Below are 22,558 nucleotides of genomic sequence, written 5' to 3' on the forward strand. Positions count from 1 at the left end.
GATTGTTACGTCAAGGCCTGCTTATTTTTGCGTTTTGTCGATTCTTCTAGTCCCAATTGCTTTTGAAGTAAGGCTTTGAAATCCATGGGAACTTTGCCAGACTCTTTTGCTTGTCTTAAAACGCTTTCTAACATGGCCACTTCATCAAAGAACTCAGCTCGAATTTCTTTAATTTGAGCATCATCTAATTCATTTTGAAACCGCAGAATTATCCAATTGGCCATTTGTGTTTGATTAACTCGGCCACCATTAAAACCATCATTTACTTTATCTGTTACTGCTTTTAGTGCATTTAATGCTTCTTTCGATGCTGTTATTCTTTGTATTTTTTCTGATTCATTTGTTTTGTTTTCGTCTTTATTACTTACTTCTTCATTCTCATTACCTAATTTATTATTCATATTATTTACTCCTAGATCCCGCCGCCACCGATGTTTAGTACCTAGCTACTGACCCCTTCCTCTCAACATCGTTGGGGGGGAGGGGTCAGTAGCGACCAAAGGGACGTTAAGAACGAGGCGGCGGCGGGAACCTCTTGATTTGTATAAATTTATTTCAATAGTTTATCATCAAGTTTAATTTTAAGAAGTGTTCCTGTTGGAGCCGCCAAAAGGAACACTTCTTGACTCAATTATTTTGAACAACATCAATAAGAGATTTAACATTCGATAAATCGCGAATGGGTGCTTCAAATGGATTCTTTAACCAATCATCAATTGAAATAAAACCAATTTTAGAATTCAGCGAATGGTCTGCAATAAATTTCATAGATCGTTTTATTGATTGTTCAATCGTCAGCGACTCAACAATAAAAATGATCAAATTAAAATCGTTAGAGTCACTATAAGATTTAATGGCCTTGTTGTACCGCCAACTACTTTTGAGTGTTCTTTCATATTCTAAGGCCACAACCAAATTATTTTTTTTGCATTCAATTTTTAAAACAGCATCAGGATATTTTATTCCACCTTCCATGTTATGCAGTTTAAATGAATTTGATTTCTGTATTTTAAGTTCTGCTTCAGTTAACCATCTTTGACAAATTTTATTTCGTTCAAGGACAATTAATCCTTTGGCCACTGTTTCATCGTGTTTGATAAATTGCGGTTGAGTGAAGTGGACTCCCTTCCACTTCATCTCATGTACTAATTGATTGCCATAATGACCTAACACAAAACAGTCTTTAATTTCTTCAAATGGATGTGGTCTTAAAACTTTTGCTTTCACTAAAAGTCTAAGCTGTTTTCTTTTCCAGCGAGCAGTACCACTACAAAAAAATTCGTTCCAAGTTGATCTCGTTAAGACTCCAACTTTTGTAATGTATCTGATGGCCTGAAATACCGTCGGTGATATCGTTCGGCCATTAGGATATTTCATTATGGAGCCTCCCAGCGAGTAGGCTCAGTGATCACATATTCAAAATGTCCTTCGATGTAACGATTGCCAGTGACTTTACTTTCAACCCAAATTGCTTCAACTTTTGGTTGCTGAAGCGATGGTGCATTTTGTGTACGTGTGTTTTTTCGCTCGATTTCTTTTCCTTTTAAATAGGAAAGCTCTTTATCTCGTTCATTATTTTCATGAATAGATGCCGCCGTTAATCCACCGGCCATGGCCCCAAGACCAGCACCGATAATGACGTTTCGTGTTCGAAATTCTCCATTTTTTCCGGGGTCAATAATACCACCTAAAGCAGCACCAGCACCGGCACCAACAGCAGAACCAAGTCCCACAGATTTACCCATGGTCGAGCAACCTGTTTGGAAAACCATTAAGATACAAATCAAGTGAATTGAGACAACTTTTAAAATTTTATTTTTACTCATAATACTCCCTTAAAGATTTAGGCAGCGTTATCAAGTGAATTTATCTTTTGGTCTGATTCTTCATTTTTCAAATTATCTTTTTCAATCAAGAGTGACATCATTGTTTTTTTAATTCTTGGAATTTCAAAAGGCTCAAGATCATCAGTTTTGCTAAATTTTATTCTGAATGTTTTTGCACCTCGTTCATGAGGCACAATCATGATAGCTTCACCAACGCCAAGCTCTTTTTTAAAGACGTTTGGATGAACAGTGAATTCTTCGAAATCGCGAACTGACATTTCTCCGCTTTTATTTGTACCTAATAAGTTTTTAGTTTGCCGTTCGGTAAATTTAGTTGAGGTCAGTGTTCCGATGACTTTAGAAAAATATTCGGCCGAAGTTGGATCATTCCCACGCATGATGACTTTCATGTTAGCATTGGTTAAAATCGTATTTGATACTGAATCACCAAGGGCCGTAATATCTCCCAAGGCCTGATGAGCAAAAACAACACCAACATTGGCTGATCTGGATTTGTTTAATATCGAAATAAATCCTTCATAAAGATATTCTGAAAAATCATCTAAAAAAACACTGAAAAATTTCTTCTCACTACCTTTTGATAAACGATGGCGATTAGCAATAGCTGACTGCAAAGACTGTAAAACAAGTTTACCTGTGGCCTTACCTAAAAATGGCGACAGCAGAACTGGCAATTGAAAGTACACAATTTGATTTTCTTTCAAGGCCTGATCAATTGTGATGGCTTCATCTTCTGGGTTAAATAATTTTGCGTTTTCACCAAATGAAAAATGCCCAATGGCCGTGAGTAGTCCACTTGTTCTTTCTTCTCGATCTTTAGGAGTCATTGAGCAAAATGCCATATACCAACGAATAATTGCAGGGTCAGAAACTTTTTTAATCATTTCCTCCATAACTTTGGGTCTTGATATGACCTGATGTAATCTTTGAAAAGTCGGAATAGTATTTGAGGCCTCAAAGATTCTCATGACCTGATTCATCACTTCATATTGAAGGCTTCGATAATACGGATTTTCAAATTCAAACGCATTAAAAACTCTTTCGGTGATTTCTTCAGCACTTCCACCAATGAGCGGATTGAACTGAAAAGACTCTTCTCTTCGGCTTAAGCTAAAAAGACGAAAATCTTTTTCACGTTTTGCAAGCTTTGTATAACTCCATAGCTTATCTATAAGTGAGTTATCGGCCTTACCATCAATAATCAAAAGACCTTTGCCTGAGTGAATATCTTGAATCGCCCAAGGTAGAATCACACTTTCAGTTTTACCTGCATTAGTTGTACCAATAACTTGAGTGTGCACAATTCTTTGTCGTGGTTTAATCCAGACATCATCACCAGAATCAGTTGAACCACAAAAAACAGAATCTTCAGTTTTTTCTAATATTGATTTTTCAAAACTTTTTTTATCGCTGTTCTTTTTAATTTTTAGATACAACCAAGTCATTAATGGAATTATCAAAGTAAAACCAATTACAGCAACGATCCAAAAATGTTTTGGTGTTTGTACCCAGATCAACAATTTTTCAAATAACTTGAATAGAAAAACTAAGCCTAATCCACCAATTATAAAATACTCAGTATTTGAATTTTGCTTATCGCCCATAAGTTGCTCCCGCATCTTTAAACGTAAAAGCTTGGTTTAATACTGCGTATGAATCTTTGCCAGAATCTAATTCAATCCATTTACGTTCTTTTTGTAAATCTTCACCCATAGCATTCGCTCGATCAGTGGCCGTTTGAGCAATGGCATTCTTTAAACCATTTTCATGACCTCCTTGATTTGCCCCAAATGCTCCTGTGTTCATAGAACCTGTTGCATAAGCACCAACAAATCTGGTGAGCGTCTGCCCCAAAGCATTTTTAAGTCCTTCAGAATGAACATTTCCACTAACTCCAACTTGCCCATCGGTACTTACGCCAATTGCTGAAATCGGTCTTTCGCGGCCATCGGGCATGATGATTGATCGCCAATTAATAGCTGCTCTTTCATTTTCTGTATCAAAAGAAGCATCTCCTAAAATTTTTGATCCGCTTGGTATGGCCGTTGAATTTTCATTCATCACATCATCAGACACAACTCCAACAACAGGCATGGGCTGATTCGTAATTGTCACCTTACTTGTGAGTCGGATCTTAAACTTAGTTCCTGCTGACAATTGAGTTCTTGAATCCGCACCAACTCGACTGAGTATCATTGACGAACTTCTGTCTTGGTTAGCTTTACCTCCACCAAGATTTTTATTCGGTGAATCTTGTCGATATAAATAATCAAGTGATCCGTGAACCTGATTTACATTTACTTGTGATTCTTGAAGTTGTTTGATCGTCTCTTGAGTTGGATCATTTTCATTAGTTTTAGTTTGTGTAAGACTACCTTTATCAGCTTTTTCGTGAAAAACATCTTGAGGAGTTTCTGAGGATGGTATGACTAAAATACCAATCACTAAGGCCATAATAAATGATATGGCCCAGATTTGAACTCGCTTCCAATTGACTTCGCGTTTAGACGTAAATGGTTTTGCTTCTTTAAGGAAGTATTTTTTAAAATCCAAATAAACCTCCACTTTTACAACTTCCATGACGTCACCTTTGAAAAATCAATAAATGAAACTTTTTTTCGGCGCAGCTCAAGTTTAATTCGCGAACCACTTCTTAAATCAGTTGCTTTTAGTTGAAGAACTCCTGAAATACTTTTTGATTCTGAAAGATCAAGAGCACTCATAAATAAATTATTTATGGGCACAGTCTCATTATTTTGAGTGATCCATATCCAATCTGGTTTAAAAGCTATTTTTTGTTTTGAAATCACATCAAATTCAATTAAATAAAAACCGTCTTTAGTTTTTCCAATTCTTTTTGCCACTAAATTCAGACCATCATTTGTTAAAATTTTTCTAACATTCATCCATGAAATTGGTTTAATATCTTTTGCAGCCGTCACGGTCCTTTCTTTTGGTACATCAAGATAAACAACATAGTCCGATAGACTTTCAGGGCCAGAAACTAATTCAACATTAAAACGTCGCCAATCTGTATAAATATACAAATTAGTTTTCGCCTTACTTGATAGCGGTTTAATTGTGATGGCCTGATCAAGATATTCAACTTTAAATGAATCTTGATCGCCAACGACTACGCTATTAGGTCTATCTGGTACTTGAATAATTGTCGCAATACCAACACTTGTTTTTACAGTCACAATTTGATCTGGCATGACTGAAACTCGTCTTACTTTTTGATTAGCAAAAAGTGGATTCGCCGCAAACAAGGTCGCAAGAATTATCATGAGTTTTGTTTTCATAATTCTCCAAAGGGTTTAGAGGAGAATCAAGCAGGCTCGCAAATTGATTTTTACTTATTCTTCACGTTCTTTTGAAATATAAAGGCCCCAAGGATTTTCAATTGTCCTTTGGCCATTTTCAAAAGTCAGCTCAAGTTTTAAATTACCAGCGGCCTTTAGGCCTTGAATCGTTGTGACTCGATCACCACTGATAAGTGCAGTCTGTCTTTTAAGATCAATTTCAATTTTATCAGCATAAACTTTTTGAGAAACAACTTTATCAACTGAGAACTTCGCCACATTCATGACAGCATTTTGAAATGCTTTGAGAGCCAAGGGAGAAATAAAAACTTCAGAATCTTTTAATTTCTTTGTCACATTTGATGGCTCCCATTGATAACGTCTTTCAATGTACTGTTTAATTGCTTCTTTGATCTGCTCATCAGCTTTAGGCATTTTAGTTTTTTCAATGATTTTTGCATTCGTATCCATCGTAAGAATAATTGGATCTTTGTTAATTAAAACTAAAACTGCAATCAAGCAAATGATTGAAGTTGCAAATGACATCATCGAAAAATATTTAAGCAATTGGTTAGTGTGCATCAGGCTTCCAAACATTTTTGGAAATACTGCTTTTTTAAGAGTCATTGTTTTTATTTCTAACATTAAAGTTCCTTTTTAGTAATGATACATTTTTCGTTTTTGTTCTTGTTTCTCGCGATAAGAATTTACTTTTGATTGAACAAAGTTTGATCCAGTGCTGATCGCATTTCGTGAAGTTGCGGCAATTGTTGCAGCCCTTGCTGGAGCTGCCGCCATCGCAGCAACACTTGCAGCCCCTAGTGAAGACGACATTCCTTGAAGACCTCCTCCGACGAGAGATTTAACCATCATTGGAGTCATAAGCATCGCGAGTGCAATAATAAAATTCATCACAATTAAAACAATATAGCTTCCTTCAGTTTTATAAGCATCACCAAAAGAAAGTGCCGCTAGCATGGCCCCTAAAATGGCCCACACAATTTTCCAGCACGCGACTTCGATCATGCCCTTAAATAAATTTTTTGTGACTTGCTGAGTACCTTCAAAAAGATTGAACAGCAAAAGTATCGGAGCAGAGATCATAAAAAAAATCCAAAAAAAGTGATACATGGCAATTGTTAAATATCTGGCAATGTATAAGACCAAATAACTTAAAAATGAAAGTGTCGCGATAATCAAATCATTAAATTGCAAAATCATACTCGATACTGAAACCGAGTAGCCTTCTGATTTTTCTTGGGCCATTCTGATAAGTGTATCAAGAGTGTTGAGCTTATCAATTTTCTCAACGATTCCATCTGCAATAAAAAGAATGGCCTTACTAATATCAGGAAATGCCGCCAGTAAAATGGTAGCAATGATCGCTCTCTTGATAATATCTAAAAACTCAGGGCTACCAGTAGGAGATCTAAACCAAGCGACAACAACCGCCAATGAAAAAAACACTGGCAGTAGAAGATAATACATATTCACAAATTCTTGATGAAGATCACGAGCTAGCGTTCCTAGTAATTCAAACTGTGGCATGAGCTATCTCCCGGTTGTGTCAAGCGGTGTCAGTTTTGTTTCTTTTGGAAGATTTCCAAGTGCATTTGAAATACCTTCGTATTGAGCTTTAAACTGAGTGGCCTGAAGTTTTTCTTTTCTATTTGATAAGGCCATATTTTGCCCCATCATTTTTAACATCATCGAATTAGTTCTTAAAACTTGAGTTGTTACCCCGATCAAGATTGCAATTGATTCGGCCGTTAGTTTCCCTGCACCTTGTGGACTTACTTTTTGAGCATGATCAATAATTCTTTTGGTTTCATTATCAACACTATCAGCGTACTGAAATAAAGTTCCATTCATGGCAATACTTTCAGAAACAGATTTATCTTGAGCTTCTTGTAAACGATATTCACTTGTTTGCGGTATGGCCCCATATAAATCTTCAATAGCTCTTTGAACTTGATCAACAGTATCCAGACTTCCATAAAGGCCCGGATTAAATTTAGGGTTGATAATTCTAATCACAGCTAATCCATCACGAATACCACGATTGATGTCTCTCATTAGCGTCAACGTATCTTGTCCAGTACTCACAATTCTTTGCAGCTCATACAGTTGTTTGATGGCTTGGGCCAAAATTTGTACAAGTACCGCCACGTCTCCACCAAAGATGTCAGCTTTTGCAGGTTGTGGAAGGGCTAAAGCGAAACAAAGAGTGATCGCAATAATTCTCTTTTTTAAACTCATGCGGCCTCCGCTTGAATTTTTCCTTGATTTATCCCATTCGGATATTGAATTGAGGCTTTTGTTATAGCATCGACCAGTGACAGATCTTGATCTTTTAATTCTTGAATATAACGATTATCATTTGCATCAGATGTCGATAACCAATATTCAAACGGGCTTGGATAAATGCGAATGACCTGACGATGATCTCCTTCAATCATAAAGCCCTCAGCAAATTCTCCTTTTCTTTGTTCAAGCGAGTAAATGAGGTTTAATTCTTGATCATTAAGTTTTAAAGCATTTCTCAAAATTTCAGAATCACCACGTTGAAGTAGAATAAACTTTGTGGCCGTGTTGTTCATGATCGCTGGCCCAATGGGGCTTTCAACAATTTCCTCGACCCCTTGGGTGATAAATGTAATTCCTGATCCTGTTTTACGAAGAGTTCGAGCACAATATTCCATAAAACCAGCGGCCGCATTTGATTTTAATAATTGCCAAGCCTCATCTAAAATAATTCGTTTCTTATTAATTTTATCTTGTTCAACTTGGCTTAAAATAAAATCAGTCAAAATCAAGATCATTACACTTTGAAGATCGGGATAATTTGAAAGCCCTTTTAAATCAAAAGTACATATAGGAGCGTCTGATCTTAATGAGCCAGCACCATCTAGTAATTTTCCGTAAGGTCTATTTCCAGTCCACATGAAAAGAATTTTAGAAATATCAACCATTGATGATTCTTTGCTTTTAGAAAGTTTATCTAAAAGATCAGACATCACAGGTACAGAATGAGTTTTTCGTTTTTCTGTATAAAGTTCAATAATGGCCTTTTCTAATAAGACTCGATCAAGTTTTGATAGTTTTGCTCTTTCATCTTCAGCAATCATACTTTCAATTACGGCTAAAAGTGATTTTAGTTTTTGATTACTAGGTTCAAGTGATGGATCAGGAATATCAAATGGGTTAATTTGATATTGATCTGATAAATCCATTTCTAAATATTGACCTTCTAAACTTTCGGTCAATTTTTTATATGAACCACCAATATCAATAATAAAGACGCGAAGGCCTCGTGCTAGCTCTTGAGCTAAAATACAGTTGTTCAAAAAACTTTTTCCAGCTCCAGAAGAACCAGTCACAAGTGCATTGTAGTTTGTGAGCTTTGAATCAAATGGATTAAAACTGACTAGACCATTTAAACGATTTCTAAAAAGAACAACCGGATCATCATCACCAAGTCGCGGCCCATAGATAGGAAGAAAATCCACAAGATTATTGGTTTTAAATTTTTTAGCTCGCTCAAGTTTTACCGGAGCAGCAATCATACTGCCTTTAAATATCTTCCATGCTCCAACACTTTCTTCTAGGCCTTCAGCTCCTTGCAATGATCTAAATCGTGATAAAACTTCGCGAACACGTCGGTTTAAAATCTTTTGACCGTCATGAGTTGCTGGAGCTTTTAACGTAATAGTCATTTGAGCTGCATAGATACGCTGGCCAGTACTTAATAACTCACGAATAAGTTCTTCTGTTGAATTTAGCTTTGTTTCACTTTCAAGATCAGAGGCTTTATTACCAGAAGTAACCGCTAATGAATGGGCCATTTTTCTTTTTTGTTGAAGTTTTGCCATTTCATCAGATTGTGTGGGCACTTCAAAAGATAAAGTCAGATCATAGTGAAATGGCATTCGCAAGAACTGAGAAAGCTGACCTGCAAATGTAACTTCAGGCAAAGTCTTCAGAGTGATCACTCGGTGATGAAAGCCATCAAGAGTGAATTGATCAAAACCTAAAATTAAATCACCAAATACTAATTGCTCTCGTGGTGATTGAACCGCCAGCCATTCCATATGGTCGAGTGTTTCAGGTTCAAGATTATCTTCGCTTGGTGCTTTAATCAGTGGAGCAGGTTCAAAAGTTGATCTTTTGGGATTAAGCATTTTGTAAACCTGATTTTGCATTTCTTGAACTTCTAAAAGTCTACCTGTAAGTCCAATAGATGCTAATGATGAAATTAAAGTATCAATGTTTTGAAATAGTACTTCTAAGGTTTCATCATAATTTTTAAATGCTTCGCTAGAAAAGGCCTCTTGCTTTTTTAGAAAGTTCATTTTTTTAGACGAAACACTTTTAGTTCGCAAATACACAGTCAATTCAGGCTTGTAAAGTTCTGCTGATTCAACGGCCGCATCAAGTTTTTCTTCTCGATACCGAGCAATTTTATCAATCAAAGGATGAATGTTTTCAGATTTCTGGCTTTTATGTTTATGAAGCACTTCAGAATAATCTGAACAAACAGACAAACAAAATTGAACTGATGTATTTTCTGAAATTGAATTTACAACTCCACGAAGTCGAATGGCTAGTTGATTGACCGAGTTGTCATCAAAGCATTCAATATCAAGTAGTGATAATTTAATACCACTGACCAATGAGCCATCATTTAAAATAATATGTGCCCTTGGTTCATTTGAAAAATCCCAATAAGAAAGCTCTTCTGATAATGATGAATCATTTACTTTTTTATGAAACATTTTAAACCTTGTCTTTAAATTTTCGATACTGACGATCTATTCCACCGGCCGCATAATAGGCAGGCCGAATTAAGAATTCGCCAAGATGTTGAATGTAATTATCGGGACGCCCTTTTTTAGCAAAGTAGAGAAACAACGCTAATGTTAGCGTTGTTCCCCAAACCAATGTGTATCTGAAAGAGGTTCCACCAAAAATCAAATTCGTCATCGCGAGATTGAAAAAAATTAAAAGTAAATCTGGTAGTTCATAACCAAAGAGCTTACTTTTCATTTCAAGTGCTCGCGGCACTTTAGTTGTAATTAGACCTTCTTCATTACTCATGGTTACCTCACTGTTTGAGCGATAAAATCCACAATCCCTTGGGCACCAAAGCCAATTATGCAACCTAAGATCGCATAGGCGATATGCTGTTTAGCATTTGGATTCCCTGTAAAAAATGAAATCCCAGCGATGGCGATGCCGATAACTGACAGCAGTGGAAGAATCACACCTGTGAGTTTAGATTTAATTCCCATCAAACTTGATTCAAGCCCTGCATGAGCTAGCTCTGGCATTATTAGGGCAACAGCAACTAGCACCGCACTTGTTAGTAACACTTGATTTCTATTCATTAAGCACTCCTTTTGAAAAATAATTTTTTTCATCAAGAGGTCTCGCAATTCGTTTATATTAAGCAGCTTCTAAATTAGAATCTGGTACTGGTTGGCCATAGGGCGTGGCCGATTCTTCAGGGAAAATGCTCATAAAGATTTTTTTATCAAATAGATCGAAATTGAGTTCGATCACACTTTTTGCAGAATCTGTAACAGCATTACCAACAATATTCCAAAAATATTTATTCTTTAAATCTCGTGATTTGTTCGCTTCACGAGTCATGATAAAATATTTACTGGCATCGTCTCTATTGGGGATAAGAAAATACTTATCGTCTAATAAAGTCCATAGCCTTAAAGTGTAAATTCCTTGGCCTTCTTTTAAATAGGCCATGCCGACAGTATTCTTTTTATTGTTTTTTTGATCATTCTTTTGAATGAAAAGTTGAAACCGATAAAATTTTGTTGTTTTCATGTTTTGTAATTGTGCTTCTAAAATTTCTTTCGCTAATTTCATAATTTTGTTCTCCTAATAAATTTTGGTAAAAGTGTTTTTCTTTATTTTGTTTCATCAGCTCATCAAGTGTGATCCAATTTGTTTGATGACCATTTTTCACCTGATAAACCGTACGGGTTTTAAGTTTAATCAACAGCTTTTTAAAAAAGCCGTGATCTTTCATTAAGCCGCACATTTTTTCTTCTCTTGAACTACATCAGTGAGTGAATCCCAATTGCATTCTGAGCAATAGGCATCACCACTGGAAATTTTTAGAATTGCTCCACAACGATGACATTTTTGTTTGTATCCAAATTTTGGATACAAAATATTTACATCATCATCATCAGAAGCCAGTTCGCATTCATCTAATCTCAGCGGATGAAATCGTTTTTTCAGAACATCTTCTTTAGGCCTTAGGTGACCATCCATAAAAAACCTCCTTTCGTTTTTTGTTTCACGAAAGGAGATAAGAGCAAGAACGTGCCAAAGTTTTTATAACCTGGATTTAAAATCCAAAATTGCGATTAAGTTTATGAATTAATTTATGATTTTGTGATTTTTATAAAATTATAGAACGGAGTGAGGGTTCTATCACTAGTGAGAGACAGTTATAAGAAATGAGAGACACAAGCGAGAGACTTTTATTTTATGATATTAGTATTCTTAAGTGGTGCTAAGGAGTAAGTATTTAAAGTTGCCGATTATCATCACGACTTTTGTCTAACTAGTTATGTCAACTATGTGCTAATTTGATTCAATTTATGTATCGGCTACTTTTCTCAGGTATTTATTATAATAAGATAAATTTTTTTTTGTTTGCGGAACTAAAGTATTTTTTTTTTTTCCGAAAATACTCCTGATGATTGTTAAATTATTTTCAACTGCTAAGGGAGACATTTTGATATGAACACAGCTAAAAAATTAGAATTAACTAATGGAACCAGTAATGAAGAACTTCAGGCATTTGTAAACGCAGTTGATAAAGTTCAGGCAGTAATCGAGTTTAATCTTGATGGAACGGTAATTACAGCAAATGAAAACTTTTTAAAGACCCTTGGATATTCACTTGATGAAATAAAAGGAAAACATCACAGAATGTTTTGTGAAGATAAATATACTTCATCTCCAGAATACCGAGCATTTTGGGAAAAATTAGGTCGTGGAGAATTCGTTGCTGCTGAATACAAGCGAATTGGAAAAGGCGGTAAGGAAGTTTGGATCAATGCTTCTTACAATCCTGTATTTGATCCTTCTGGTAAGGTCTACAAAGTGGTAAAGTTTGCTACTGATGTTACCGCAATAAAATTAAAAAATGTAGAATTTGAAGGCAAACTAACTGCAATTAGTAAAGCTCAAGCAGTAATCGAGTTTAATCTTGATGGAACGGTAATTACAGCAAATGAAAACTTTTTAAAGACCCTTGGATATTCACTTGATGAAATAAAAGGAAAACATCACAGAATGTTTTGTGAAGATAAATATACTTCATCTCCAGAATACCGAGCATTTTGGGAAAAATTAGGTCGTGGAGAATTCGATGCTGCTAGATACAAGCGAATTGGAAAAGGTGGTAAAGAAGTTTGGATTCAAGCGAACTATAATCCTATCTTTGATATGAATGGAAAACATTTCAAAGTTGTTAAATTTGCGACTGATATTTCTGCTCAGGTAGCACTAGAAGAGGAAGTAACAAAGATAGCAGTTGGATTTTCTGCAAAAGCAAAAGAAATTTCATCTCAGGCAACGACAGTTGCTTCAGGAGCTCAGTCGTTAGGAGCAACAACAGAAGAGATGAACGCATCAGTTGAAGAACTGAGTGCTTCAATTGATTCAATTGCCCAGAATGGAAAGTCTGCTGATTCTATTGCCAAATCAACTCAAGTTGAAGCAGATCAAGGTTCACAGGCGATCGCAAAGTCAATCGAGGCAATGGACTTAATCAATAAGTCTTCTGAGGAAATTGCAGAGATCGTGAAAGTTATCAGTGAAATTGCTAGTCAAACAAATTTATTGGCCTTCAATGCTGCAATTGAGGCTGCAAGAGCCGGTGAGCATGGACTTGGATTTTCAGTGGTTGCCGATGAGGTTAGAAAATTAGCAGAAAGATCATCGCAAGCTACTAAAGATATATCTAAGTTAATTAACGAATCAGTGAAGCGAGTTTCTCAAGGTGGTGAAATTTCTAAAGAAGCTGCGAATTCATTTAAGAAAATTGTTGAAGGGGTTAGTAAAACAACTCAAGCTATATCTGAAATATCAGTGGCAGCTCAAGAGCAACAAACCGCAAGTAAAGATGTTGCGCAAGCTATTCAGCAAGTTGCAGATGCTACAGAAAAATCAGCAACAGCATCTGATGCAATTGCTCAAGCTACGACTGAACTAGCAAACGGTGCTGAACAGCTTAAATTGGCGGTTCAAAAGTTTGCAAATTAATAGGTGTCTTCATGAGTGTGATTCTCAATGAAAAGTGCCTAAGTGATTTTATTAAACTCATACATGAGTTGACTGGAATTTCTATCGCTTCAAATAGAAACTCAATGGTTGAAGGTCGCTTGAGAAAAAGACTGGTAACTTTAGGTCTTACAAGCTATGAGAGTTATCTCAAGCTTGTTCGAGAGGATAAGTCGGAACAGGTAAATTTTATTGACTTAGTGACGACAAATGAAACCTATTTCTATCGCACTCCAAGAGTTTGGGATTTTATAGAAAATAAGTTTTTACCCGATTGGTTATTGGCCCATCCAAAGGCTGTCTTTACTGCTTGGTCCGCTGCTTCATCCTCAGGTGAAGAGGCTCATACCTTGGGCATTATTTGTCAGGCCTTTAAAGAAAAGAATCCAACTTTTTTGTATCAAATTACTGGAACAGATATTTCAAAAGAAATGGTAGGCCTATGTCAGCAAGGCCATTATTCGGGAAGGTCTATAGAATCGCTAAAGAAGACCCGCCCCGAACTATTTGACAAGTATATGACAAAGGCAATTGGAGAGAGTTTTCAAGTCATTCCAGAAATAAAAAGCCGTTTGAAGTTTCAACAGCACAATTTATTTCAAACATTTCAACATCACGAAAGATTTGACTTGGTTTTGATTCGCAATGTTCTGATTTATTTTAAAGCTCCAGACCAGGAAAAAGTTATTTCACAGATTGGTCCTAAAATGGCAGAAGATGGAGTGATGATTATTGGCGAATCAGAGTCACTTACCCATATCAATACCAGTTTTAAGTCTATTGAGCCGCTTATCTACAAACAGAATCCCGCAGCTAGCGGTTTGAAAGCGAGTTAGCGGTGCAGAAAGTTTTAGATGTGCATATAGGACAATTAAGGATCGCAAAAAATGGAGAACTCTTGAAGGCCATTTTAGGATCTTGTGTCGGAATTGGAATCATTTGGAAAGATAAAGGTGTTTGTGGATTAGCACATTGCCTCTTGCCTGAAAGTCCTGCTCCTACATTTGAAATTGGAGCTAGATTTGTTGATCAAGCTATTCGCTCGCTTATTGCAATGATGAAAATTCGGCCAGAAGATCTCGATGCAGTCAAAGTAGTCATTGTCGGAGGTGGAAACATGACAAGCCCAGAAGTTGCGGATAGTTCAGATTTAGTTGGTGCTAATAACTTCAGGGTCGCCTTGAATGAAGCAAAAAAGCATCATTTAAAAGTAGTGTTCTCAGATGGTGGTGGTCAAGAGGGGCGAAAAATTTTTATAGATAGCTCTGATTATTCTTTTCGAGTTGAAAAAATACCAAGAATTATCGAAGCGGCATAAGAGGTGAATATGGAAAATATTGAAGAAATTAAACACGATAAGAAAGAAGACAAAGCAATATTTGGATCATTTTACCTTATGGATAGCGAATTTGCTCTTTCAGTCTCCTATGTCCAAGAAGTGGTTAATGCTCCAGCATTTTACACTTCAATACCGCTTTCCCCAAGTTATCTTAAAGGACTTTTTAATTTAAGAGGTACAGTAGTGCCTGTCATTGACTTGAGAGAATTGCTCGATATTAAAAATGGACAATCAAGTGATGTGCAAAAAATTGCGATTATTGAATTACATGGAACATGTGTAGGTTTATTATTTGATAAAACAGGCGAAGTATTTAAAAATAATGACGATGAAAGAAGCGACTTTGACACAGTCAGTTCCGCAAGTGTTGTATCGGGAGTCTTTAAAAAAGATTCAGGTAAAAGAATTGTTCAAATATTAGATGTAACAAAGCTTTTCAAGCTTCAAAATATTCCAAAGGACTCAAGCCAAAATCGATTAGGTAGAGAGTCTCTTGGGAAAAAAAGAGGCAATCGAAAACAGTGTATTTCGTTTGTAGTTGGCCCAGCTAAATGCTCTCTACCTATATCTGATATACAAGAAATAATTAAAGTCGAAAAAGTTAGTGAATCCGCACTTGGATTTGGTGACTGTATAGGAACAATTGATTTGAGGGGTGTAACAGTTCCGGTTGTAGATTTTCCAGCATTACTTAAATATCGGGATATTGACCGATCTGAAGATGCTACAAAGGGGGATCGTAGAATAGTAGTCATGCGGCTCGAGAAGGAACTTTTTGGCCTATTAGTTGACTCTATTGATAGTATCGTTACATTTTTTCCTGATGAGTTGATTGCTTTCCCTGTAATTGAACAAAAAAGAGCAGATATGTTCTTGGGTTGTATTACTGGGCATGGACATGTTGATATATTATTGTTGGATCATCAAAAGATACTAACAAACAGTGAAATTAACGAAATCACAAGAGGGCATAGTAAGCTATATCAGGCTGAAGGGCATGGTAAAGATAAGTCTAAGTCTAAAGGTGGATCTCGTCGAACTTACATCACATTCAAAATTGATGGTACATATGCTGTTGCCATTAGTGAAATAAAAGAAATAATAGATTATCCTCAAAATCTTTTGCAGCCACCAGGTTTAAAAAAACATGTTAAAGGAGTTTTAAATCTAAGGGGCGAATTAGTGACTATTGTTGATGCGAGATCTATGTATCTTACTAGCTCTAAAGTCTCTAAATCAGATTCACAAAAAGTTTTGGTTTTTAAAAGAAATCAACTTCATTTTGGGCTTATAGTTGATTCAGTCGAATCAATTATCACTTTCGCGGAGAACGATAAAGTTAAACTACCATCTATGCTTTATAGTCAAGGTGAAGGTAGTATGTCTGGCGACATATCGGAAGCAGTTGAAGTGCTTGATAACAATGGCCAAAAGAAGAATTTGTTAATTCTGTCTGTGGAGTCTTTAGCCGAAAGGGCAACTAAGTCCATGGCTGCTTAGGGAGCTGTGAACCTATTTTTTTTGCGACCCGAAGTAGAGGCTTACAAAAACACTTGGTTGTAATGATATAGAGTCTCTTAAATTTGAGAGACTCTATCATAGAAGTGGAGCCAATTTGACCACAACGTCTAAGTAAAATTTTCACGAAGTTCTTTTTTGAAATTAATATAAAGTCAAATAACCTACCGAAAAAATTAAGTTTACCGCTTTGCTTGTCAATTAAGCGTCAATGGAATAAATAAGCCCTGTTGTTTTGGCACAACACTCGCATTTGAGGAGGACATAACTTTTTTGATTTTAAGGCGGAAGAATGTATTTGAGGGGAATTTTATTTTTATTCGTTTTTATAATTGAATCACAGATTCAAGCTCCTTTATACGCTCAAACTTCTGGCCCAAGTTATGTTAAAGCCATTTATTCTATTCCACTGTCACTTGATCCCATAAAAATGAATGATACAGCTTCATTGGCCGTAGGAAATTTACTGTATGATGGACTCTTGAAATTTTTACCGACATTAAAAATTGAAGGTGCTCTGGCCGAATCATGGTCAACTTCTAAAGATGGCAAGACTTTAACTTTTAAATTGCGAAAAAATATTTTCTTTCATGATGGTTCTGAAATAACTGCTACAGATGTTGAAGCCTCACTTCAAAGGGCCTTATCGAAAGAAAGCACTGTTAGAAAATTCTATGACTCAATTAAAGCGATTCGGGTTGTTGATTCAAAAACAATCGTCATTGAATTAAATTTTCCATTTCCACCATTTTTGTCGGTGCTTGCTGGGGCAACCGCGAAAGTGTTACCAAAATCAAAAATAAGTGATCCACATTTTTTTGATAATCCTACTGGTTCAGGACCATTTGTTCTAACCAAGTTTGATCGAGCTAATAAAGAAATTCATCTTAAAGCATTTGATCGCTATTATTCTGGTGCTCCAAAAATTGCTTCTATGATTTTAAAGGAAGCAACCGAAGAAGATTCAATTAAACTTTCTAAATCTGGATTAATGCACGATCTGGCTTCATGGCCTTTAACGGAAGAAAATAATATTTTTAAATCAGGTCAGAAAATTTCAAGTCCTGTAGCCTCAACGTGGATCATTGGCTTAAACACATTGAAAAAACCATTTAATGATTTAAAAGTTCGCCAACTTTTTAAAAATCGAATTCCAGCTGAAGATTTTAGAAAAACTTTTTATCCAGATTCAACAAAGGCCAATGGTTATGTGCCCCATGGTTTAACTGGATCAAATATTAAGGTCGAAATAAATACTCTCGGATTTACACCACCAAAAGATAAAATCGTCGTAGTTATCCCACAAGAGTTAGCACGTGCTTCTGAAATGAAAGCCCTACTTGAAAAGTCGATGAAAGAAAAGGGATGGAATGTTGAATTTCAACTTATGGAATGGAATAAGCTGATGGAGGGCTACGATAAGAAAGCCCATCAAGCATTTCTAGTTTCAATGAATATGGATTACCCTGATGCAGACTTTTTGCTAAAAAACTTTGAATCTGATAATCCAGATAATTTTAGTGGTCTTAAAAATATGAAAATTGATCAGCTCTTAAAAAAATCACGGGCCACTCAAGATCGAAAACTTCGAGAAGAATATTACAAAGAAGCTTTAAAACTTGTTGAATCGTCAGCAGTGACAGTCAGTCTATTTCACCCACGAGCAAACTACTGGGTTTCTAAATGTGTTCATGGGTTTGAACCTAATATCTTATCTGATGTTTATATTGATTATACAAAGGTAACACTAGATGCCGACTGTGCTGCTAAGCAGGTGGTTAAATAATGAAAACCGTATCGCTGTTTAGACATATCAATGCTTCATTGAATCCCTATCGCTGGGCGATTTCATTTGTTGTGGCCATTTTAATTTCAGGAATGTTTGCTGCATTATCACTAGGGAATCGACTTAGTTCAGATGAAAAAATGGCAAAGGCACTATCGCCATATCTTGCGACTTTAGTTGAATCATCAGATCGTCCAGAAATGCTTCGAATTCTTCAATCTGTTGCAACTTCTATTCAGAGTGATGTTCTTTTAACGGTCGATGATGTTGTGCTTGCGACCAATCGCTCTATGAATGAGTTAGATCGTCCTGCTCAACTGCCAAGTATTTATCTTAATTTTTTCGGCCATGGAATTTCAAAATCACTTATTTTGACTTCTATTGATGTTAAAAAATCTGAAGAGTCATCTTCTATTGCCAAACTTTATATATTGTCTCCATTGATACCATCTTTATTAAGTTCTGCTGGAATATTTATTTTTACTTTTATTTTGAGTATTTTAATTTCATTATATTCTTCACTACAAATAAAGAAAGCTATCAAAAAAGCCTTAAAGCCACTTGAGCAATTGCACTCTGAGATTAAAGGCATGGCTCAAATATCTAATGATACAGAATCTGATCCAATTCATATTCGAGAACTCGAAGAAATTAGAACAACGGTTCAATCAACTAAAATTGCTCTTGAAAATGCTCAAGATCAATTAGCTGAAACAAAAGCTAAAAAATTATCGGCCGATGCTTATAAAAGACTTATTCATGATCTTCATAACCCTGTAGCGGCTTTAAGGCAAAGAGCACGATTAGCTCACGATGAAACTGTCGATGAAGAAACTCGAATTGATGCCTCTGCGAGTATTCCAAGAATTGCAGATCAAATTTTAAGTCAAGTCACTTCGGCCAAGAAAAATCTTGAAGAAGAGCCAGTTGCTCTTCGGGATTTAAATATTATTGACTGTGTGAATGATGGTGTAAAACAAGTGACTGCTATTAATTCATCTAAGAATATATTTACTCAGATTGATTTCAAAAATTTATCAGTTCCCCATGATCCAATTCTGCTTAAAAGAGCAATTGTAAATCTAATTGAAAATGGAATGGAAGCTGCAAAATCTCAAGTGCGGGTTTCAATTTTAAAAACTGAAGACAATGCCATTATTAAAATTTGTGATGATGGCTCTGGTATGGATGAAGCATCTATTCCTTTATACCTGCAAGGCCGTGGCACTTCAGGAAAGGCCAATCGTCAGGCTTTTGGTTTATCTTCAACTAATCATATTGTTCGTTCTCACGGTGGAAAACTTATTTATAAAAAAAGTGATCTTGGCGGTTCTAGCTTTGAAATTCGCTTGGGGGTTCTATGACATTAAAACCAAAAATTTTAATCTGTGACGATGACTCTGAAATGTTACAAACATTGCATTTAAGTTTGAGGTCGTCATTTGATATTCAAACATCTAATAGCGTTGTTAAAGCAAAGGCTTTAGTGAAAGAATCACAGTTTGATGCCGCAGTTATTGATTTAAACTTTGAAGGCCAAGAGCATGACGGCATTCATTTATTAGATTATATGAACAAATTTTCTCCGGGCACATTTTTAATCGTTTTAAGTGGAGACACGAGCACAAAACGAATTATTGAAGCCACACGCCGAAGATTGTTTGAATTTATCGTTAAAGATGAAAATTATTTTGAATCATTACTTAGAAATCTTCAAAAAGCAACTCAGTTAAGTCTCGTTAATAAAGAACAGGCTCAAATAAAATACTTAACTCAATCGCAATCAGTTAAAGATGTACTCCATAAAGTTGATACAATTGTGAGAAGTAATACAGAAGCACCAATTCTTATTTTAGGTGAAACTGGAACAGGTAAAGAATTTTTAGCTCAACATATAGCTCTTAATTTAAAAAAGAAGGCAGTAACTGCCAATATGGGATGTATTCCAAAAGAAATGGCCGAAAGTATCTTGTTTGGTCATGAGCGTGGCGCTTTTACTGGTGCTGTCGCAAATCAAACTGGACTCATTGAAACGGCTCATAATGGAATATTTTTCTTAGACGAAATTGGTGAAAGTTCAGCTTCTGTTCAAACTAAATTACTTCGCGTGATTCAAGAAAAAGAAATTCAACCACTAGGTTCAAATAAAACGAAAAAGATTAATGTGCGATTTATAGCAGCGACTCATCGTGATTTAAATAAACTTGTGACCGAAGGTGAATTTCGTTTAGATTTACTTCAACGACTCAATACTTTTGTTTTAAAACTTCCAGCTCTTCGTGAAAGACCAGAAGATATTTTGTTTTATGCAAATTTATTTATTGAAGAACTTTCTCAAAATGGGGAACGATTTCATTTAACAACAGATGGTGAAAATGAATTATTGGCCTATCGCTGGCCCGGTAATATCAGAGAGCTTAGAAATGTGATCGAGCGAATCATCGTTTTATCAGATCGTTTAACAATTGATAAAAAAGCAGTGATCGAGGCCATTGAATGTGGCCGATCACCGCAAGAAAACCAAGTTTCGCGAGCAGAAATTGTTGAATCAAATGCCCGTAAAGAAGAAGTCATTAAAACTTTAAATGAGTTCAACGGAAACAAAAGAAAAGCTGCCGTTAGCCTTGGGGTAAGTGAAGCGACACTGTATCGCTGGCTTAAAGAATTCAACTTAACTGCAAAACTAAGTGCCCAAGCATTTAGAGAAAAAGCTGAGGCCTTAATATGATTCAATTAACAAGAATAGCTTCTGATAAAAATAATGCAGCTAAAATATTTATTATTCCTGGGGGGCCAGGGTTGAGTTCTTTGACTCTTCGGGGGCTTGATCTTTTAAAATCTGAATTTGAATTGGCCTACTTAGATTTTCAAGGAACAAATGAATCAAAATATGTTGGTAAAAAAACTTATGATGAAATTTCATCGGCAATTTCTGATGTGATTAAAAATGAATCTGGTACTAAATTTGTTCTTGGTCATTCATTTGGTGGTTTTTTTGCGGCAGATGCTTTTTTAAATGATTCAGCATTAGGAGTCCTTTGCCTATCAACTCCATTTCTAAAATCAACACTCATGTCTGCTGGTAAATCTTATTCTGATAATTCAACACCAGAACTAATAGATACAGAAAAAAACTGGGAAAACAAAAGAGATAATTTAAGTTTTGCTAAATGGCTTTCTAGCTATGGGCCTTTATATTTTGTAAATCAAAATGGTAAAAAGATTTTGTTAGATGATAAAGTTTCGGCTCAATTCTTTTTAGATAATCGTGGTGATGCTCTCTTGCAAGATGCAAAACTTGCAAATTTAAAGTCGCAAAGAGGATTAAAACTTTTTGTCTGTGGCTCTAATGATAAATTACTTTCGCCTTCATTTTTAAAAGAAGATGCTTTGTGTGGTGGGTTTGATTTTGTTGAAATGAATGGAGCAAGTCACTTTGTGTCAATAGATCAACCTGAAAAATTAAGTCAGATCATTATTGAAAAAATAAACTTTTACCTAAAGGGGGAAATATGAAAAATATTTTAAGAACTCTTGCTATTGCACTAGCTATCGGAGCTACTTTTCAAGTCGTGATTTCGTATGCGGCCGAGATTGAAAGAATTTCTGCTGAAGAAGAAGAGGCAAAGTTATCACGATTGATGGAGCTTCGTCGTGATGTTATTCGTTCTGGTGATCAGCACCCAATGGAACTTTTAAATCTTCAAGATGAATTTCCACAAATTAAAAACACTGAAGATTATAAGCATGAAGTTGTTCGTCATACTTTGCGATATTTACAAAGTATTGGTGCTGAAAAGACTTTGAATAAAGAAATTCAAAAACCAGAGTTTAAAGTTTTTAGCCTTAAGAGCGAACCCGGCATTTAATGAAAAAAGATAACGGCAAATATTTTGGGTCAATCATGATGTTTGGCTTTGGTGCCATAGCTTTTTATCGCTGGCACCAAACTCAGTTGGTATTTTTCTTGTTATTAGTGCTTCGTGATTTTGTTGCAGCTTACTTTTTTCTTAAAAGAAAACCAAGTTCGATACAAGCAGATAAAGTGCAATCAGTGATGGCCTATGTTTCATCAGCTATGCCGTTACTGTATTTTTCACCAAGTGAAGACGTAAAGTTGTTCTTTTTGGTATCAAATTTACTATCAATTGTGGGCTTTCTTCTTGTGGCCCTTGCCACTATAGAATTAGGTCATTCAATTGGAATTTCACCGGCCAATCGTGGTCATGTTTCTTCTGGAATTTATCGCTTGATGAAACACCCAATGTACTGGGGTTATGTGATTTCAGAGATTGGAATGGTGTTTTTGAATCCCTTGAATGCAGTTCTATTGTTAATCTCGTCGAGTTTGTATTTTCTTAGAGCTAGGTTTGAAGAAAAAGCTCTTAATTCAAATAAATAGTATAATTTATTAAGTCTAGTTTTCTTGATAAACAGTATAATATTT

Annotated in this window: 24 protein-coding genes; 10 read left to right on the plus strand and 14 right to left on the minus strand. The window is 35.7% G+C overall.

From position 1 onward, the window contains the following. Positions 1-5: 5 nt before the first annotated feature. From AC04MN_RS06775 to AC04MN_RS06840, 14 genes are all read right to left on the minus strand, one after another. The gene (locus AC04MN_RS06775; RefSeq protein ID WP_475382427.1) at positions 6-401 is read right to left on the minus strand and encodes a hypothetical protein; all 396 of its coding nucleotides are present in this window, start codon (positions 399-401) and stop codon (positions 6-8) included. Positions 402-627: 226 nt separating this feature from the next. Continuing rightward, entirely contained in the window at positions 628-1,377 is a 750-nt protein-coding gene (locus AC04MN_RS06780; RefSeq protein WP_475382428.1) for a hypothetical protein, read from the minus strand. After that, on the minus strand, positions 1,377-1,826 hold the full coding sequence (locus AC04MN_RS06785; protein ID WP_475382429.1) for a hypothetical protein: 450 nt from the start codon (positions 1,824-1,826) through the stop codon (positions 1,377-1,379). Before AC04MN_RS06785 ends, AC04MN_RS06780 begins: the two co-directional genes overlap by 1 nt. Before the next feature lie 17 nt (positions 1,827-1,843). Then, positions 1,844-3,451: a type IV secretory system conjugative DNA transfer family protein gene (locus AC04MN_RS06790; RefSeq protein WP_475382430.1), complete on the minus strand. Its 1,608-nt coding sequence runs from the start codon at positions 3,449-3,451 to the stop codon at positions 1,844-1,846. After that, positions 3,441-4,427, minus strand: a complete 987-nt coding sequence (locus AC04MN_RS06795) for a TrbI/VirB10 family protein (RefSeq protein ID WP_475382431.1) — start codon at positions 4,425-4,427, stop codon at positions 3,441-3,443. The genes AC04MN_RS06790 and AC04MN_RS06795 overlap by 11 nt, the downstream gene beginning before the upstream one ends. Next, complete coding sequence (locus AC04MN_RS06800; RefSeq protein WP_475382432.1) at positions 4,415-5,149, minus strand: TrbG/VirB9 family P-type conjugative transfer protein; 735 nt, start codon at positions 5,147-5,149, stop codon at positions 4,415-4,417. Before AC04MN_RS06800 ends, AC04MN_RS06795 begins: the two co-directional genes overlap by 13 nt. A 54-nt stretch (positions 5,150-5,203) precedes the next feature. Next, positions 5,204-5,794 carry a hypothetical protein gene (locus AC04MN_RS06805; protein WP_475382433.1) on the minus strand — a complete coding sequence of 197 codons (591 nt, stop codon included), beginning with the start codon at positions 5,792-5,794 and terminating at the stop codon, positions 5,204-5,206. A 12-nt stretch (positions 5,795-5,806) separates the two neighbouring features. Beyond that, entirely contained in the window at positions 5,807-6,697 is an 891-nt protein-coding gene (locus tag AC04MN_RS06810) for a hypothetical protein (protein WP_475382434.1), read from the minus strand. Between the two features lie 3 nt (positions 6,698-6,700). Continuing rightward, entirely contained in the window at positions 6,701-7,408 is a 708-nt protein-coding gene (locus AC04MN_RS06815; RefSeq protein ID WP_475382435.1) for a hypothetical protein, read from the minus strand. Further along, positions 7,405-9,924, minus strand: coding sequence for a VirB4 family type IV secretion system protein (locus tag AC04MN_RS06820; protein ID WP_475382436.1), 2,520 nt, complete (start codon positions 9,922-9,924; stop codon positions 7,405-7,407). Before AC04MN_RS06820 ends, AC04MN_RS06815 begins: the two co-directional genes overlap by 4 nt. Position 9,925: 1 nt before the next feature. After that, the gene (locus AC04MN_RS06825; RefSeq protein WP_475382437.1) at positions 9,926-10,246 is read right to left on the minus strand and encodes a hypothetical protein; all 321 of its coding nucleotides are present in this window, start codon (positions 10,244-10,246) and stop codon (positions 9,926-9,928) included. Positions 10,247-10,248: 2 nt separating this feature from the next. Beyond that, positions 10,249-10,536: a TrbC/VirB2 family protein gene (locus AC04MN_RS06830; RefSeq protein WP_475382438.1), complete on the minus strand. Its 288-nt coding sequence runs from the start codon at positions 10,534-10,536 to the stop codon at positions 10,249-10,251. A 58-nt stretch (positions 10,537-10,594) separates the two neighbouring features. Beyond that, the gene (locus tag AC04MN_RS06835) at positions 10,595-11,035 is read right to left on the minus strand and encodes a hypothetical protein (RefSeq protein ID WP_475382439.1); all 441 of its coding nucleotides are present in this window, start codon (positions 11,033-11,035) and stop codon (positions 10,595-10,597) included. A 162-nt stretch (positions 11,036-11,197) separates the two neighbouring features. Continuing rightward, on the minus strand, positions 11,198-11,446 hold the full coding sequence (locus AC04MN_RS06840) for a hypothetical protein (protein WP_475382440.1): 249 nt from the start codon (positions 11,444-11,446) through the stop codon (positions 11,198-11,200). A gap of 474 nt (positions 11,447-11,920) precedes the next feature. On the opposite strand from AC04MN_RS06840, the gene AC04MN_RS06845 reads away from it, so the two are divergent. The 10 genes from AC04MN_RS06845 to AC04MN_RS06890 all read left to right on the plus strand — a co-directional run bounded on the left by AC04MN_RS06845 (position 11,921) and on the right by AC04MN_RS06890 (position 22,513). Continuing rightward, positions 11,921-13,450: a methyl-accepting chemotaxis protein gene (locus AC04MN_RS06845; RefSeq protein ID WP_475382441.1), complete on the plus strand. Its 1,530-nt coding sequence runs from the start codon at positions 11,921-11,923 to the stop codon at positions 13,448-13,450. 11 nt (positions 13,451-13,461) lie between these two features. Next, entirely contained in the window at positions 13,462-14,304 is an 843-nt protein-coding gene (locus AC04MN_RS06850) for a CheR family methyltransferase (RefSeq protein WP_475382442.1), read from the plus strand. Between the two features lie 2 nt (positions 14,305-14,306). Further along, positions 14,307-14,786, plus strand: a complete 480-nt coding sequence (locus AC04MN_RS06855) for a chemotaxis protein CheD (RefSeq protein WP_475382443.1) — start codon at positions 14,307-14,309, stop codon at positions 14,784-14,786. Between the two features lie 9 nt (positions 14,787-14,795). Beyond that, positions 14,796-16,307, plus strand: a complete 1,512-nt coding sequence (locus AC04MN_RS06860) for a chemotaxis protein CheW (protein ID WP_475382444.1) — start codon at positions 14,796-14,798, stop codon at positions 16,305-16,307. Positions 16,308-16,755: 448 nt separating this feature from the next. Next, positions 16,756-18,111 carry an ABC transporter substrate-binding protein gene (locus tag AC04MN_RS06865; protein ID WP_475382445.1) on the plus strand — a complete coding sequence of 452 codons (1,356 nt, stop codon included), beginning with the start codon at positions 16,756-16,758 and terminating at the stop codon, positions 18,109-18,111. Further along, positions 18,111-19,475, plus strand: a complete 1,365-nt coding sequence (locus AC04MN_RS06870; protein ID WP_475382446.1) for a sensor histidine kinase — start codon at positions 18,111-18,113, stop codon at positions 19,473-19,475. The genes AC04MN_RS06865 and AC04MN_RS06870 overlap by 1 nt, the downstream gene beginning before the upstream one ends. Beyond that, positions 19,472-20,839, plus strand: a complete 1,368-nt coding sequence (locus AC04MN_RS06875) for a sigma-54-dependent transcriptional regulator (RefSeq protein WP_475382447.1) — start codon at positions 19,472-19,474, stop codon at positions 20,837-20,839. Before AC04MN_RS06870 ends, AC04MN_RS06875 begins: the two co-directional genes overlap by 4 nt. Further along, positions 20,836-21,627, plus strand: coding sequence for an alpha/beta fold hydrolase (locus AC04MN_RS06880; protein WP_475382448.1), 792 nt, complete (start codon positions 20,836-20,838; stop codon positions 21,625-21,627). Before AC04MN_RS06875 ends, AC04MN_RS06880 begins: the two co-directional genes overlap by 4 nt. Beyond that, positions 21,624-21,980: a hypothetical protein gene (locus AC04MN_RS06885; protein WP_475382449.1), complete on the plus strand. Its 357-nt coding sequence runs from the start codon at positions 21,624-21,626 to the stop codon at positions 21,978-21,980. The genes AC04MN_RS06880 and AC04MN_RS06885 overlap by 4 nt, the downstream gene beginning before the upstream one ends. Then, positions 21,980-22,513, plus strand: coding sequence for a methyltransferase family protein (locus AC04MN_RS06890; protein WP_475382450.1), 534 nt, complete (start codon positions 21,980-21,982; stop codon positions 22,511-22,513). Before AC04MN_RS06885 ends, AC04MN_RS06890 begins: the two co-directional genes overlap by 1 nt. Positions 22,514-22,558 lie beyond the last annotated feature (45 nt).

It is taken from the genome of Bdellovibrio sp. ZFWA1 (assembly GCF_056175665.1).

What these genes read in the sequence shown, in the direction of transcription:
- AC04MN_RS06805 (WP_475382433.1), bottom strand. Translation starts at nt 5,794, where the DNA reads ATGTTAGAAATAAAAACAATGACTCTTAAAAAAGCAGTATTTCCAAAA.
- AC04MN_RS06810 (WP_475382434.1), bottom strand. Translation starts at nt 6,697, where the DNA reads ATGCCACAGTTTGAATTACTAGGAACGCTAGCTCGTGATCTTCATCAA.
- AC04MN_RS06850 (WP_475382442.1), top strand. Translation starts at nt 13,462, where the DNA reads ATGAGTGTGATTCTCAATGAAAAGTGCCTAAGTGATTTTATTAAACTC.
- AC04MN_RS06780 (WP_475382428.1), bottom strand. Translation starts at nt 1,377, where the DNA reads ATGAAATATCCTAATGGCCGAACGATATCACCGACGGTATTTCAGGCC.
- AC04MN_RS06820 (WP_475382436.1), bottom strand. Translation starts at nt 9,924, where the DNA reads ATGTTTCATAAAAAAGTAAATGATTCATCATTATCAGAAGAGCTTTCT.
- AC04MN_RS06890 (WP_475382450.1), top strand. Translation starts at nt 21,980, where the DNA reads ATGAAAAAAGATAACGGCAAATATTTTGGGTCAATCATGATGTTTGGC.
- AC04MN_RS06860 (WP_475382444.1), top strand. Translation starts at nt 14,796, where the DNA reads ATGGAAAATATTGAAGAAATTAAACACGATAAGAAAGAAGACAAAGCA.
- AC04MN_RS06885 (WP_475382449.1), top strand. Translation starts at nt 21,624, where the DNA reads ATGAAAAATATTTTAAGAACTCTTGCTATTGCACTAGCTATCGGAGCT.
- AC04MN_RS06840 (WP_475382440.1), bottom strand. Translation starts at nt 11,446, where the DNA reads ATGGATGGTCACCTAAGGCCTAAAGAAGATGTTCTGAAAAAACGATTT.
- AC04MN_RS06830 (WP_475382438.1), bottom strand. Translation starts at nt 10,536, where the DNA reads ATGAATAGAAATCAAGTGTTACTAACAAGTGCGGTGCTAGTTGCTGTT.
- AC04MN_RS06875 (WP_475382447.1), top strand. Translation starts at nt 19,472, where the DNA reads ATGACATTAAAACCAAAAATTTTAATCTGTGACGATGACTCTGAAATG.
- AC04MN_RS06795 (WP_475382431.1), bottom strand. Translation starts at nt 4,427, where the DNA reads ATGGAAGTTGTAAAAGTGGAGGTTTATTTGGATTTTAAAAAATACTTC.
- AC04MN_RS06825 (WP_475382437.1), bottom strand. Translation starts at nt 10,246, where the DNA reads ATGAGTAATGAAGAAGGTCTAATTACAACTAAAGTGCCGCGAGCACTT.
- AC04MN_RS06880 (WP_475382448.1), top strand. Translation starts at nt 20,836, where the DNA reads ATGATTCAATTAACAAGAATAGCTTCTGATAAAAATAATGCAGCTAAA.
- AC04MN_RS06865 (WP_475382445.1), top strand. Translation starts at nt 16,756, where the DNA reads ATGAATGATACAGCTTCATTGGCCGTAGGAAATTTACTGTATGATGGA.
- AC04MN_RS06815 (WP_475382435.1), bottom strand. Translation starts at nt 7,408, where the DNA reads ATGAGTTTAAAAAAGAGAATTATTGCGATCACTCTTTGTTTCGCTTTA.
- AC04MN_RS06790 (WP_475382430.1), bottom strand. Translation starts at nt 3,451, where the DNA reads ATGGGCGATAAGCAAAATTCAAATACTGAGTATTTTATAATTGGTGGA.
- AC04MN_RS06775 (WP_475382427.1), bottom strand. Translation starts at nt 401, where the DNA reads ATGAATAATAAATTAGGTAATGAGAATGAAGAAGTAAGTAATAAAGAC.
- AC04MN_RS06800 (WP_475382432.1), bottom strand. Translation starts at nt 5,149, where the DNA reads ATGAAAACAAAACTCATGATAATTCTTGCGACCTTGTTTGCGGCGAAT.
- AC04MN_RS06835 (WP_475382439.1), bottom strand. Translation starts at nt 11,035, where the DNA reads ATGAAATTAGCGAAAGAAATTTTAGAAGCACAATTACAAAACATGAAA.
- AC04MN_RS06785 (WP_475382429.1), bottom strand. Translation starts at nt 1,826, where the DNA reads ATGAGTAAAAATAAAATTTTAAAAGTTGTCTCAATTCACTTGATTTGT.
- AC04MN_RS06845 (WP_475382441.1), top strand. Translation starts at nt 11,921, where the DNA reads ATGAACACAGCTAAAAAATTAGAATTAACTAATGGAACCAGTAATGAA.
- AC04MN_RS06870 (WP_475382446.1), top strand. Translation starts at nt 18,111, where the DNA reads ATGAAAACCGTATCGCTGTTTAGACATATCAATGCTTCATTGAATCCC.